Origin of the sequence: Paenibacillus pinisoli, assembly GCF_003605435.1 — a bacterium.
GTDB lineage: Bacteria > Bacillota > Bacilli > Paenibacillales > Paenibacillaceae > Pristimantibacillus > Pristimantibacillus pinisoli.
In genome coordinates this window covers 744,426-758,312 of record NZ_QXQB01000002.1, presented here as the reverse complement: position 1 = coordinate 758,312, position 13,887 = coordinate 744,426, and the positions used below count along the sequence as shown (strand labels likewise).

General features: G+C 52.2%; 12 protein-coding genes and 1 pseudogene. 12 read left to right on the top strand and 1 reads right to left on the bottom strand.

Annotation, left to right across the window (positions count from 1 at the left end; translation table 11 throughout):
* Positions 1-93 precede the first annotated feature (93 nt).
* The 4 genes and pseudogenes from D3P09_RS10780 to D3P09_RS10765 all read left to right on the top strand — a co-directional run bounded on the left by D3P09_RS10780 (position 94) and on the right by D3P09_RS10765 (position 4,444).
* Positions 94-1,074: a phosphotransferase enzyme family protein gene (locus tag D3P09_RS10780; RefSeq protein WP_120109683.1), complete on the top strand. Its 981-nt coding sequence runs from the start codon at positions 94-96 to the stop codon at positions 1,072-1,074.
* Between the two features lie 209 nt (positions 1,075-1,283).
* Positions 1,284-3,374 carry an alpha/beta hydrolase fold domain-containing protein gene (locus D3P09_RS10775; RefSeq protein WP_133304989.1) on the top strand — a complete coding sequence of 697 codons (2,091 nt, stop codon included), beginning with the start codon at positions 1,284-1,286 and terminating at the stop codon, positions 3,372-3,374.
* Positions 3,375-3,535: 161 nt separating this feature from the next.
* Positions 3,536-3,919: a nuclear transport factor 2 family protein gene (locus D3P09_RS10770; protein ID WP_120109680.1), complete on the top strand. Its 384-nt coding sequence runs from the start codon at positions 3,536-3,538 to the stop codon at positions 3,917-3,919.
* Between the two features lie 4 nt (positions 3,920-3,923).
* Positions 3,924-4,444: pseudogene (locus D3P09_RS10765) on the top strand (DUF3267 domain-containing protein).
* Between the two features lie 190 nt (positions 4,445-4,634).
* Here the strand turns inward: D3P09_RS10765 and D3P09_RS10760 are convergent.
* Entirely contained in the window at positions 4,635-5,120 is a 486-nt protein-coding gene (locus tag D3P09_RS10760; RefSeq protein ID WP_120109679.1) for a GNAT family N-acetyltransferase, read from the bottom strand.
* Positions 5,121-5,395: 275 nt separating this feature from the next.
* On the opposite strand from D3P09_RS10760, the gene D3P09_RS10755 reads away from it, so the two are divergent.
* The 8 genes from D3P09_RS10755 (at position 5,396) to D3P09_RS10720 (ending at position 13,304) form a co-directional block, all read left to right on the top strand.
* Positions 5,396-7,081 (top strand): matrixin family metalloprotease, encoded by a 1,686-nt coding sequence (locus D3P09_RS10755; RefSeq protein WP_120109677.1) that lies wholly within the window; start codon positions 5,396-5,398, stop codon positions 7,079-7,081.
* Positions 7,082-7,278: 197 nt separating this feature from the next.
* A complete protein-coding gene (locus tag D3P09_RS10750; protein WP_120109676.1) occupies positions 7,279-8,004 on the top strand; it encodes a helix-turn-helix transcriptional regulator in 726 nt (241 codons plus the stop codon).
* Between the two features lie 188 nt (positions 8,005-8,192).
* Positions 8,193-9,152 carry a DMT family transporter gene (locus tag D3P09_RS10745; RefSeq protein WP_243644067.1) on the top strand — a complete coding sequence of 320 codons (960 nt, stop codon included), beginning with the start codon at positions 8,193-8,195 and terminating at the stop codon, positions 9,150-9,152.
* A 40-nt stretch (positions 9,153-9,192) separates the two neighbouring features.
* Positions 9,193-9,522 carry a chaperone CsaA gene (gene csaA / locus D3P09_RS10740; protein WP_120109674.1) on the top strand — a complete coding sequence of 110 codons (330 nt, stop codon included), beginning with the start codon at positions 9,193-9,195 and terminating at the stop codon, positions 9,520-9,522.
* Between the two features lie 248 nt (positions 9,523-9,770).
* On the top strand, positions 9,771-10,772 hold the full coding sequence (locus D3P09_RS10735; protein WP_120109672.1) for a serine hydrolase domain-containing protein: 1,002 nt from the start codon (positions 9,771-9,773) through the stop codon (positions 10,770-10,772).
* Positions 10,773-10,857: 85 nt separating this feature from the next.
* Positions 10,858-11,847 (top strand): hypothetical protein, encoded by a 990-nt coding sequence (locus tag D3P09_RS10730; protein WP_120109670.1) that lies wholly within the window; start codon positions 10,858-10,860, stop codon positions 11,845-11,847.
* A gap of 20 nt (positions 11,848-11,867) precedes the next feature.
* On the top strand, positions 11,868-12,311 hold the full coding sequence (locus D3P09_RS10725; protein ID WP_120109668.1) for an NUDIX domain-containing protein: 444 nt from the start codon (positions 11,868-11,870) through the stop codon (positions 12,309-12,311).
* A 180-nt stretch (positions 12,312-12,491) separates the two neighbouring features.
* Positions 12,492-13,304, top strand: coding sequence for a GyrI-like domain-containing protein (locus tag D3P09_RS10720; protein WP_120109666.1), 813 nt, complete (start codon positions 12,492-12,494; stop codon positions 13,302-13,304).
* The last annotated feature ends 583 nt before the right edge of the window (positions 13,305-13,887 follow it).

Here is a 13,887-nt window from a genome sequence, read left to right as displayed (position 1 = left end):
TGCAAAGAATAGATATATCCATACTTTCCCAGATGGACGTGGCGCAATCCAGTACAATGGTAGATACAGGATTGCAAAACGGAGGGAGTGCCGATGAACGAAGAAGATTTGTCCATGGCAATGGAAGCTTTGAAGCATTATGCCATTCAGCCGGTTACGGTGGAACTTATAGGGCAGAGCGCCCATATGGTGTTTAAAGTGACGGATGTGCAGCAGAGCCGATATAGCCTGCGTCTTCATGCTTCCAAAAGCGAGAGCATGGATCCGATATGGCTTGCGTCTCGCGTGATCTCATCTGAGCTTGCGTGGCTGGAGGCGTTATCCGGCGAGACGGATGTGGTCGTGCCTGTGCCGCGCAGGAACAGCAGCGGGGAGTATGTGACAGAGACAGGCGGCAAGAGATGGACACTGCTTGGATGGGTGGAAGGGGAACAGAAGCCGTTTATTGCTACGGCGGAAGAGGCAAGGCAGATCGGCCGCATGATGGGCAGATTGCATCGGCAGGCCTCTGTATGGAGTGCTCCGGATTCCTTCACCAGACCAGCCTTTGATGGTTCGCGAATTGAACAAGCTCTTGGCAAAGTCCGGTCGTGGTCCAAGGATGGGCGCATTCTGGAAGAGAACGTAGAGCTGCTGGAAGTAGCGGGGCAACGCGTGCTTACGATGATGCATTCACTCGATCGAACACCTGCGCATTGGGGCCTTATTCATGCGGATGTGATTCCAAGCAACCTTCTGTTCGGTGAGGGAGAGTGCCGGCCGATTGACTTCGGGGCTTGCGGATACGGCTATTATTTGCTCGATCTCGGATGGACATTCTCGTATACTCACCCTGCGCTTAGAGCGAGCTTGCTTGAGGCGTATGCCGAACAATTTCCGCTGCCGGAGCATCATGTGGAGAGCCTGGAAGGTTTTCTTGTTGCCGCGCAGCTGGAGACTATGAACTTCTGGCTCGGGCTGCCGGATGCCTCCGAATGGCTGCCGGACCATATCGATAAGCTGGCTCAGAGGGAGCTTCGGCATTATGTAGACGGGGAACGCTTTCTATTTACAGGTATACCTTACTGGGAATAATAAGAGTTTGAGGGCTGCTGCTGATCACGACAAGTGATGGCAGCAGCCTTTTTAGAGCCAACAGCTGAGAGGAAGCTGTAGAAATCAACTCTTTAGAAGAAGGTAATAACGGGCATAACTTGCATAGTTTAACAACTTCATTCACTTTTCCGCTTTTGAAATAATAAGAGCGTCAGCATTCTATAAAGAAGGTTGGGGAGTGATGAGCGTTGCGGGATAAAAGAGTCTTATTGGTTGTATTAGGGCTTTCGGTGGTCATTATCTTAGCTGCAGGATTAGGCTGGCTGGAAAGAAGCGATCGTGGAGATGGAGGGGACGGGGCAATGAAGCCGCAGGAATCGGGAACGCTTGGCATTGCCAAACATGAGGAAAACTGGCTGCTGGATCCTATCTATCAAGTAAAGATGCACAGAGATTTGGTATATGCGACCAAAGAGAACCAGCTTGGCAAGCAAGAAGCATTGGCGCTTGATCTGTATGAGCCGGATCAAGCGGAGCCGGAGGCGCGGCCGTTAATTCTGTTCATTCATGGCGGCGGCTTCAACTCAGGCGATAAGCGGGATGCGGAGGCGATAGCAAAGGAATGGACCAGCCGAGGATATGTGGTGGCATCGGCTAACTATCGCTTGCGTAACAACCCTCAGGCAGATATGAAAGGAACCATCGCCGATGCGATAGAAGACTTGGGAGATGCCCTGTCATGGCTTCAGCAGAATAAGGAGACTTACCGCATCGATACGCGCTTGACTGCTGTGGGCGGCGATTCCGCAGGCGGGCAGCTTGCGGTTACCTTTGCCAGCCGGTATGAGGCTGCAGCCAGAGAGGATGAACCTGGACTATTCGCCGTCATTGATATTTATGGTCCGCTCTTCAGAGGCGAGATCCAGGAAGGGTATCCATCTACGCTCATCATTCATGGTACGGAGGATGCGATGGTGCCCTATCAGGAGAGCGTAGTGCTGTTCAACATGCTGGAAGCCGCCCATGTCTATCGCCAGTTCATCACCATGGAAGGCGGCGGGCATAGCTATCAAGATCCGAGAGTATGGGGGCAGGTGGTCCAGTCTACTGTCTATTTTCTAAGAAATGCTATTTCCTCTCCGCAACAGATCTTTTTGCCGGCTGAGACGGAGCTGGCTGTGTCCGCTGGAGATGAAGCCAAGCTGACGCTGTGGAGACAAGCAGCTTCTACGGAAGCTGCGGGCAGCATACGGGCGAAGCTTCCAGATGGGTGGGGGCTGTCAGGCCCAACCGTTTACTCCGCAGGTGCAGATACTGATGTAGCCATCACCATACCGGAGGATACGGCTTCGGGGCTTTATCCTGTCTTAATGTGGACGGATCAAGATAGCGGCAAGGCTGAATTGCCAATAGCGCTATATATGAAGGTGAGGGACCGGCTAAGCCTTGAGCGAACAGTCTATTACAATACGGATGAACAACAAATCCACACACGCCTTGCCATCGACAACAAGCATCCGAGGCCGTTGCAAGGAAAGGTTGTCCTGCGTTATCTGAATGCGAAGGGCACCCAAGACGAAGTGTACGACCTGGGGACACTGCAGTCCGGCGAGCAGAGAGAGCTGACTCTGCCGTTTTATTCGGATGATCCGCCGACGATCTATTACGAGAATCTGTTTGGCGCTACGCTTCAGGAGACTCCATTCAGAACCCATGTATTTGCAGCCGAGAAGAGCAATAAGCCGCTAGTCATTGACGGCTCGCTAGAGGATTGGAAGCGCGGCAACACGTTCCCGCTGAACCGCGAATCCCAAGTGCTTATGCAGGAGTATGGAGGCGCCGATGATCTTAGCGGTCTGGGATATGTTACATGGGATGAGGACTATGTATACTTGGCCCTGGAGATGAAGGATGACCAGCATGTGCAGCAGGAATCGGGCTTCGGCATTTACTTGGGAGACAGTGTGCAGTTCTCCTTCCGGATGGACGAGAAATCTGGCGCGCCGCAAGGCGTACACGAGTTCGGGGCAGCACTTCGTAAAGGCGGCTCGCCGTCCACCTTCCGCTGGCTTGCGCCGCCACCCTTCAAGCCGGGTGATATACCTGGAATGAAGGCTGGCATTAGCCGCTCCGGGGAGCAGACGGTATACGAGATCGCACTACCATGGAGCGAGCTTGGGGTGAAGGAGCCTTCCGAAGGCTTGCAGTTGAAGTTTTCGCTGCTGGTGAATGATAACGACGGTCAAGGCCGCAAGGGCTGGATGGAATACAACAGCGGCATTGGCTATAAGGACGAGAGAGCATTCGGCGATTTGTTCCTGGTGAACAAACGCAGCTAGATTATAGAGACTGTGAGCGGCTGTCTTCTGGCGGTGGTCACAGTCTTTTCTTTAAAATAGCAGGAAATGGTTGCGAAATATACGCCGTGCCTTTATTCTAGCAAGTAAGATATGGTTTTATTTTACAATAGAGGATATCCAATGTTAAAGGAGCGTTAATGATGAGTGATGATACGAGTCGATCCATTATCGGGCGATATATTGAGGCTTATAATGCCTTCCATATCGATGGCATGCTGGCGCTTCTGCATGATGATATTGTCTTCCATAATTATTCCGGCGGCAAGCTGGAGCTTGCGACGAACGGCATCGGCGAATTTAGAGAGCTTGCGGAAAAGTCAGCAACCCTGTTTGCCAGCCGTTGCCAAACGATTACGGGCTATCGTTCCGAGAATGGCGAGATCGTCGTGGACATTCATTATGATGCGGTACTGGCCGTTGATTTGCCGAATGGACTGAAAAGCGGGGAGCAGATGGAGCTGGCCGGAAAGTCTGTGTTCCAGATTGAGGATGGCAAAATTTTGCGGATTGAGGATCATAGTTAAGGTGATGGAATGGTTCGAAGAGCTTCCGCCAATCAGGTCGGATATATCCCAGTGGTCACCTTTTATTCGGAATGATTGGTTCCGAAGACATTATATGAAGTTTGTCTATGTGCTTATGGCGGGTATCTTTGCCGTTCCTGTCTGGTATAACGGAGGATTCTCTCATGTCGAGGACTTCCCGCTATTGTTGATTATCATTCCTCTGTTTATCATGCATGAGCTGCTTCACATCATCGTCATACACCGTCAGGGTGACATCAGCTTGACGTTCAAAGGCATTTTCTTCTGGCTGAATAGCGATGCTGTGCTGTCCAAGCGCAGATTTTGGGTTTTTATGAGCCTGCCCTTCATCGTTCTATCCCTTGTGCCATTGATCGCTTCCTTGTGGGTATCCGGCGAATGGAAGCAGCTCCTATTCCTAATTGGCTGGATCAATCTCATCATCTCTTCCTCCGACATCATCAACTCATTGCTCATCCTGTATTCTACCGAGGGTATTATCAGGTGAAGAGGAGTCCCTCATAGCTGCCGCCTCATAAAAATAAGAGCTGCTTCAAAGTTCATTTTATGAATTTGCAGCCCCTGCTTTTGACAAGATCTAAAGCAAGACCGGAAGCCTTCAAACCCACTGTAACCGTGGTTTTGAAGGCTTATTCAGTCTACGTTTGGACTGACTTATCCGTTGCTTTCCTTTTGTTACAGCCGCTTTCTCGATTTATTCTCTCTCCAGTTGCAGCTCCCGGCGCACTTCATGCTCGTCCCGGCTTACCTCCACAAATCCTACCGAATCATAAAGCTTGGCAGCTTGCTTGTTCTCAACGCGGTGGCCCAGTACGATGGTGTCGCAGCCATGCTTTTCGCGGATATAGCGAATCAGCGCCTTCATGCCCAAGAGCCCGTACCCCTTACGCTGATGCTGATGATCAATCAGATAAGCCATAATCCAATACATTCCGTCCTCCGGATCAACAGCATAGATCGCCAAGCCGACAAGCTGCTCCGAGTGATAGAGAGAGAGTGGCGTAAAGCCGCAATAAGCGGACTCTGCCAGCCAATAGACAGCTGGAACGGGGAATACGTTCCGCTGTTCTTCGGTAACTTTCAGCCCGGCACAATCATACCAGTTGGATTGATCAACGGGTCGTAGATGGACTTTCCAATCTTGCGGGCTTAGCTGTGAATCGCAATCATTCTTTATCAAACACTATCACTCCTTTGGTAATGGTTAGTTTAGATAGTCCGGCAGCACTTGGATGCAATCCCTCTACCAATAGGATGGTATTATATCCCACTAGCATTCAAGGCTGAGTATGCTTTAAAACATTCATTCCCGAATAGGCCATGCGAGGCATATGAAGCCATAGCACTTTATGAGGTTTAGAAAAATTATATGAAAGCAGCACAGGATTCTACAGTCTTCTACAGCAGCCCGGGAGTAAAATGTAGGCAGATTCGTCCGATAAGGAGTGGTTCGAATTGCCGACAAATAAGGAATGGCTAAGCTTGCAGCAGGCGCTGACCAAAAATGGCTTCTTACAGAAGGAAGATCACCGGGACATACGCAGCGTCTCGGATCTGACTCCTGCCTTGAGAGAAGCGATTCAAAAAGCGGGAGGGCGCGATTGGAAGCTCGATCAGCCTATCCGTGCGAAGGATATTGAAGACCTGATTGCCGGCAAGCTGAAGAGGCGGTATTGCGGCGTGCCGGAGCGAAGCGGCCAGGGTGGTATTACTCCGCAAGCATTTGGAGCCCAGGGAGGGCGCTGGCGCAAGGGTGCGCTCCGTGTATCCATCGACACATCGGGCTGCAGCTTCGTCAATGCGCCGGGAGCGTCACTTACTCCTGCCCAAGTGATCGGCAATGCCTTCAATCAGTGGCAAGCCGCCTCCAATTACTTCAGATTTACGATCGTCCCCGCCGGAAGCGCGGCGGACATTCGTATCCGATTCGGTGACGGCAGCGTAGACTCGCGATTGGGAACGCAAGGCGGCGTACTAGCCTTCGCCGCCTATCCCGAAGAAGGGAGCATGTGGTTCGACTCCACCGAGTCTTGGTCGGAGCGCGGCATCAATGGGACGCAAAGCCTACTATCCGTAGCCATCCATGAAATCGGCCATGCACTGGGCCTTACACACTCCAGCAAGCCTGGCGGCACGATGTATCCGTACGATTCATCTACATTCGCCATCGATGCGGAATCACAGGAAGCGCTCAATTTGATGTACGGGTGGTCTAGCCAGAAGCGTCTGGGTGACCGAGGGACCAGTGACCGGGTAGCTCTAGCTGTCGCCAGTGTCTCGAATTTCTCCGGCCGGATCGAAAGCCCTCGCATGGTATGGAAAGGATTAAGCGGCGACAGCGGCATCTATGAGTCGGAGCTTCAATCCGGCAACTGGTCTTCGCAAAGGCGAATATCGGGCATTGGCTCCTCGCATAGCCCTGCTCTCGCGGAAATTGCGGTACCCGGCGATGTGCCGCGAACGGGACTGTTTATGGCCTGGAAGGGGGTTGGAAACGACCAGGGGCTGTATTGGTCACGTGACAATGGAGGAGGCTGGGAAGCGCAAAGACGAATAAGCGGCGTCGGCTCCAGCACCAGGCCGTCGATTGCCAGCGCAGCGGGCAGGGTGTGCATGGCATGGAAGGGTATCCAGAACGACAGCGGCATCTATTGGTCGACCTTTGACGCTGCTTCCGGAGCTTGGTCGGCGCAGCAGCGTATCCCTGGCATCGGAACGACAGATTCACCTGCGCTTGTCGGATCGGGCAATCGGCTATACATGTTCTGGAAAGGGATTCAAGGAGATTCCGGCGCCTACTGGTCCGTCTTTGATTTCGGGAGGGATCCGATCTGGCGTCCGCAACGCCGCATCGAATATTATTCGTATCAGACAGCTGGCGGTGTGGCGCATTCCATCGGGACTTCCGGCGGAATTGCGGCGGCTCGCCATGGAGACAGCATTCTGCTTGCCTGGAAAGGCATTGAAGGCGACAGCGGCATCTATTACAGCATTCTGAGAGACACGGAATTCGGCGGCCAGATTAGGGTGCCGGATGTGGGAACCTTAACGGGACCAGGTTTGGCGGCGGCATCTGATGGCACGTTAATGGCATGGAGAGGAATTGGGCAGGATCATCATATTTACTGGTCGCGATTATAGAGAAGGGCCGTGAAGTACTGATTGCATGGGGTCAGCCGAATCGGTGCGGATCTAGTGAGGACAGCTCAATAGGGGCAAGCGGACCGGCAGGTCCACCTGCCCTCAAAACCTCCCTGCTTCCGGTTCTATATTCCGGGTTTCAAGCCGGTGTATAATTTGTTATGATCATAGGGAGAAGAGCAGGGGAGCAAGATGAGATGGACACCTTTAGAGACATTATCGCCGAACGGCGTACCTATACCGCTAACAAACATACACATAGCCATGGCTACGGGCAGCTGATTATTCCGCTCCAGGGGGAGCTTGAGATTACGGCCGGTCCCAAAAGCTTGATGATGAACACGGAGACGCTGCTATACGTGCCGCCCTCATGCGAGCATACGTATCATTCCGTCGTCCGTAATGAATTTTTGGTACTGGATATTCCGCATTTCATGCTGTCCTCCATTGAGCTTGGGGACCGTGGAATCGCTTGTCCGGTGAACAATCAGTGGAAGGGCATCCGCTATCTCATTCTGAACGAGCTGGAGCGGGGACCGGAGCATGGGGCTGCGCTTAAGGAGCTGTTCCCGTATATCTCGCATTGCTTGGTCCAGGAGCAGATGCCAAAGTCCATCCAATATATTCATGAGCATTACGATGAGCCGCTTACGGTGCAGAAGCTTGCCGAGATGGAGCATTACAACCGGTCGTATTATTCCGACTGGTTCCTGAAGGAGACGGGCAAGACGCCCTCGGCTTATATTCAGGAAGTGCGCCTGAGTAAAGCGAAGGAGCTGCTGCGGGATACGAATCTGTCGATCTTGAATATCGCAGTGCAGGTCGGCCTGGAGCATCAATCCTCGCTGACAAGATTGTTCCAGCAGTATGAACGGGTCACGCCAAGCCAATTCCGAAAAATAAATCATGCTCGTTTGTCCTAATCGGCAGGCGGGCTTTTCTTATGCGCTTCAATTTAACCAGGCGACATTCGGTAAAAAGTGTCCGGCAATCGGTCAAAACCGATTTTTGCAGGGGGATACAATGATATAGATCCCGGTTCGCCGGGAATCTCTTGGATAACTGTGAGGCAAGAGCCACGGTTATTTTTTATATGCAGGAGACGCTGCCTGTGAAGCGGCAGCGATCATTGGATCTGGATGCGAAGGAGCAAGACATGGAAACGATACTGGGATTATTATTTACATTGTTATGGTCGTCTGCGGCGATTGCGATCAAGTTCGGACTGCATTCTACGACACCGCTTGCGCTGGCGTCGATTCGGTTCATCCTGGCAGGTGCGCTGATGATGATATTTGTCTATGGCATTAGCCGCAAATATCCTTTGCCAACCCGTAAGCAATTCGGACCGCTCATTGTACTGGGGCTGCTTAATACGACGATATATATCGGTGCAACCTTGTGGTCGCTGAGCTATGTTCCTGCTGGCTTGTTTAATTTATTTGTTGCGGTTAATCCGTTCCTCGTTGCTTTTCTGTCCTACATGTGGCTGAAGCGCAAAATCTCTATCAAGGAATGGACAGGTATGAGTGTTGCCGCGGCGGGTCTCTTTATTGCAGTGTGGCCCGCATTTGCGAGCGCGGAGGGAGGGCTGATCGGCTTCCTGCTGCTTGGAGTCGGCATGGCTTCGATGGCGCTCGGGAGTGTATACTTCAAAAAGGCGGATTTGCAGCTGCCTGGCATCTTCATTAATGCGTGGCAGCTTTCGATCGGCGGAGTCGTATCCGTTCCGCTGGCTTATTTTATCGAAAAAGACCGGTTCTTCTTGAACCTGGATGCTAATTTGATCGGTTCGATGATCTGGCTTGTGTTCGTTATTTCCATCGGGAGCATGCTGCTTTGGTTCTACATGCTAAAGCGGGATGCGGTGAAGGCGAACAACTGGCTGTTCATGACGCCGATCTTCGGCTACATGCTGGCAGCGGTCCTGCTGCATGAGCAGATTACGGCCTTTGATATGGTGGCGACGCTGTTTGTAGTGACGGGATTATTCTTGTCGGGCAACATTAGGCTCAGTCCGCAAAAGCTGCTTCAAGCCCGATTCCACCAAGGCTCATTGTCCAGAAAATAAGTCGGAGCGGCGGTTAACCTGAATATGGGAGGTTACGATTATGGCGGAGATAGAAGATTTCATGAAGCTGGATATTCGGGTTGGCACGATTGTTGAGGCAGTGCCGTTCCCGGAGGCGCGGAAACCGGCGATTAAGCTGAGCATCGATTTTGGGCCGCTGGGCATCAAGGGGTCATCGGCTCAGATTACTCGGAGGTATGAACCGGAGAGGCTGATTGGCCGCCAGGTCGCAGCTGTTGTGAACTTTCCCGTGCGCCGGATTGCCGGGTTCAAGTCGGAGGTGCTGGTGCTGGGCGGCATTCCGGAGGAAGACGACGTTGTGCTGCTGCAGCCGGATACCCCGGTTCCGAATGGAACGCCAATAGCTTGAATGTACGAATGCACTCGCGGTGTTGCTTAGCGTTGGTCGCATATTTCTAAGCGGAATGTTTATGTGTATGATCACAGTGTCGATTGCGATATATATAAGTGTAAAGGCTGCGGCATCGTCTGGTGACATGCGCAGCCTCTTTTGTTTTTGAAAAGAACAATCCCGGTTCTTCCAAGAAAAAGGAAACCCTTGGCTTTTGTCGAACGTTGTTTAATAGCAATGCGGTGCAACCGGAGGGAGCGGGGGCTTTGAGTGAGCCATATCAAGTGTTAAATGATTACGTCTATCAGGTGCAGCAGGAGATTGGCGTAACAGCGGCGGCGGTCTATCTGATTCAAAATGATGTTGTTGTGAATGAAGGGTACTCCGGCAGACAAGGAGCCGACACTACGTTCCGCGCTGTAGATGCGCAAACTCGGTTCAATGTCGCTTCCATTCGCAAAACCTATCTTGGGCTGGCTATCAGTCTGTTGATGGAGGATGGGCGCATCCTTAGCGTAGACGATGAGATCGGACATTATTTGGACGAATTTTCAGAGACTGCCGAAGGGGTGAAGCTGCGTCATCTATTGACCCACACGCACGGTTTAATGGAACGTGATGGTCAGCTGATAAGGGAGTTTGAGCCGGGCTGCGGCTGGGCTTATCGGAATACAGGAATCCGTATGCTGACTCTGTTGGTGGTCCGATTAACCGGACAGACTTTAAGCTCGTTCCTGAAGGAACGTGTATTTGACCCGTACGGATTGAGGGAGACAGGATGGGAAACAGATTATTCCGAGGAGCTGATCTACAACTACTATAGCGATCCGCATTTATGGACAGGGGCGCATGACAGCGATGCAGGGGATCAGAGCAATCTGTTTGTCAGCACCAGAGACTTGGCGAGATGGGGACATCTCCACTTGCGCAAGGGAAGCTTGGACGGCAGAGGGCTGATTCCGGCAAGTGTATTTGAGAGAGTGGTAACACGTCACACGCCGGATACTGTACCATGGGACGAGCCGCGCAACGGGTTTATTTGGTGGCTGCAGCATGATACGCCGCAGAATCAGCTTGGGGAGCGGCTGCCGGATGGGTCCTATCTGATATTGGGCGTTACGGGCTGCGTATGTATCGTCGCACCGGAATATGATGCGGTCATCGTCCGTATGTACAATCAACTGAGCAATCCGGAGGGCTACAATTATTTGGACGATATTAGAACCTTTGGCAACCTGGCGGCGGATCTTCTGAAAGTTGGTCGTTGACGAAGGGGCTGTTTGGACCTGATGCTCTGAATTCGCGTTGTCGGCAGAAAGAGGTTTGTGAAGTGATACATAAAGGAGTGAAAGGATGAGATTGGACGGACTATATGCGGATGAGTGGGAAGGGCTGTTGGCCGATAGCAAAAAAGAAAGGATCGTAAGGCTGCTGTCCGAACATAATGTTCCTTTTGATTTAGCGGGAATGAAGATATTCTCTGCGTATGGCGTCGAGAGCGAAACGGCCTTGCTGGATTGGCAAGGACGGAAATTCGTATTTGTACCGGGTAGAAAGTCCGTCATGCTAGGATGGGATAGCGGTATTGACAGTATGAAAGAAGGGACGCGCCGTGAGATCGGGGACGGATTCGAAGAGGTAGATGGGCTGAACGACTATATCAACAAGCATACTTCGCCTATTCGCACAGTTGACATTCCCCCGATGATTGTGGAGTGCGAGCTGAATGAGGTCGGTCTTGTGCCGGTCGGATATGTGGACCGCGGCAAAGGAGAGCATCAAGTAGAGGAAGATTATTTGGAGCAGGTTGAGGATTATTTGTACGAGTTTAATACGGAGCACGTCATGACGGAATATTCGGAGACATGCCGCTTCCAGCGGAGCGAGGATGATCCGATGGTTTATCATATTTATGCTTTTGACTACACGACGCGGGAGGACTTGCTGGCGGAGCTTCAGAGGGATGGCTTCACTTTGCTGACGGAGGATCAGTGGGAATATCTGTGCGGAGCGGGACAGCGTACGCTATTTCCATTCGGCGGCCGGTTCGACGAGGAGGTCCGGTACGCGCATCTTAGTGAAACTGGCGAAAACGTGCTGGAGCAACCGAACGGGCTAGGTGTGACGATCGCATACGATCCGTACAAATACGAGATCGTTGACTCCGAGTGCCTCGTCAAAGGCGGGGACGGCGGGAGCGCATTGTGCGGGGGAGAGCCCTTTATCTATATGATGCTGCCGCTGGCAACCTATTGGCGGGATGCAATGGCAATCGAGCTGGCGGAGGATGAGGATTTGGCAACTGGCTATTATTTTTACCGTAGAGCGTTTGTTGTGAAATAATGAACTCTTAGGAGGTATGTATGCTTATACCATTGAATGGCGCGTTTCCTGCGGACAAAACGATTGCAGGCATCCATAGCATTCCGGTGGCGGAAGACGGCTCGATTGTTTTCGTCTGGGACAAGTATGAAAAAGCATTGACGACGGTCGGCGGCAGGCTTGATTCTAATGAAGATATCGATGCCGCTCTGGACCGGGAGACGATGGAGGAAGCAGGAATTGTGCTGGAGGCACGAAGGATTCCGTTCGCGGCCTGGTATTGGGAAAGCACAGATACATTCACAGTTTTTGTCATGGCTAGAATTCGGGAGTACAGAGAGCTGCCGGAAGGCTTTGAGACAACGGGGCGGGTAGCGATGAACCTGGAAACAGCACGCGAGCTGATTACCACACTTGAAGGCGACGGCTTGAGGTTGCAGCTTCTGGCTCTTGTCGAACCGCTTTATGCAAGGGAGTTTAAGTAGATTAAGCAGCTGTGCAGAGGGAAAGTGGAGCGAGCTGACAGGCTTGATTTTGAGCAGAATGGCAGTTATCAATGGTTGATGGCTATAGCCGAAAACTTTTTGTGAAATAGGTGTTGACCTTGCCCCAAGGGCAAGGCTGTAGGATGTGATTACCGGCTACGATGAAAGGATGTTAGGAGTATGCTTACGATTGGACTTGTCGCGCGTTTGTATGGCATTACAGCGAAGACGCTTCGGCATTACGATGCGGTTGGACTTTTTACCCCAGCGAAAGTGGGTGAGGATAATCTCTATCGCTTGTATGCGCCCGAACAGCTGCCTGAGCTGCGTACGATTCTGTTCCTGAGATCGATGGGATTGAACCTGGATTCCATTCAGGAGATGAAGCGCAGCGGTACGCTGGGGGATGCCGAATATATGAAGGGCCTTCTCCAGAAGCGGGCGGAGGCTATTCAAGACGAGGTAGGCTCCCTTCACAAGCAGCTCCATGATATTCATCGTATGGTCGAGTATATGACGAATACGGGAGGAATACCTATGGAACCGAAAGTGATTCAGAAAGAAGCGTTTACGATTGTGGGGATGGAATGGCATAGCCAGTCCAGCGAAGGAGATATCCCTTCGATGTGGCAAAGATTTATCCCGCGCGAGCATGAGATTGAGGGCAAACGGGAGCCGAAGGTAAGCTATGGCATTTGCATTCCGATGGATGAATGCGAGGATTTTACGTATGTTGCGAGCTACGAAGCTTATGGGGATCATCTTCCGGATGGAATGACCAGAGTGAATGTACCCGCCCAGCGTTATGCGGTGTTCACCCACAAAGGGAAGACGGAAAGCATGGGTGAAACGTATGAACTGATCTACGGCAAATGGCTGCCGCTGCAAGGACTTAAGGTGACTAAGGGCATCGACTTTGAGCGCTACGATGAGCGCTTCCATGGGCCGGAGTCCGAAAGCTCGGAAGTTGATATTTATATCCCGATTGAGTAGGCGGGGGTGAAGGAAGCTTCGAGCGGCAGCAGCCGTTTGCAATGCTGGGCCTCGTCTCGATGAGTATTGGCGTACATCGGCCATCGCGCATTGCTTAATTGTGCGATGGCCGATTAACGTTGTGAGGCGGCGTTGCAGGAGCGAAAACGTGCGAAACGCGGAAATAACGCCGTGAGGCGGCATTGCAGGAGCGACAACGTGCGAAAAGCGCAAATAGCGCCGTGAGGCGGCGTTGCAGGAGCGACAACGTGCGAAAAGCGCAAATAGCGCCGTGAGGCGGCGTTGCAGGAGCGAAAACGTGCGAAAAGCGGAAATAGCGCCGTGAGGCGGCGTTGCAGGATCGAAAACGTGCGAAAAGCGCAAATAGCGCGCGTGAGGCGGCGTTGCAGGAGCGACAACGTGCGAAAAGCGGAAATAGCACCGTGAGGCGGCGTTGCAGGAGTGAAATCGTGCGAAAAGCGCAAATAGCGCCGTGAGGCGGCGTTGCAGGAGTGAAATCGTGCGAAAAGCGCAAATAGCACCGTGAGACTGCGTTGCAGGAGCAAAAACGTGCGAAAAGCGCAAATAGCGCCGTGAGGCGGCG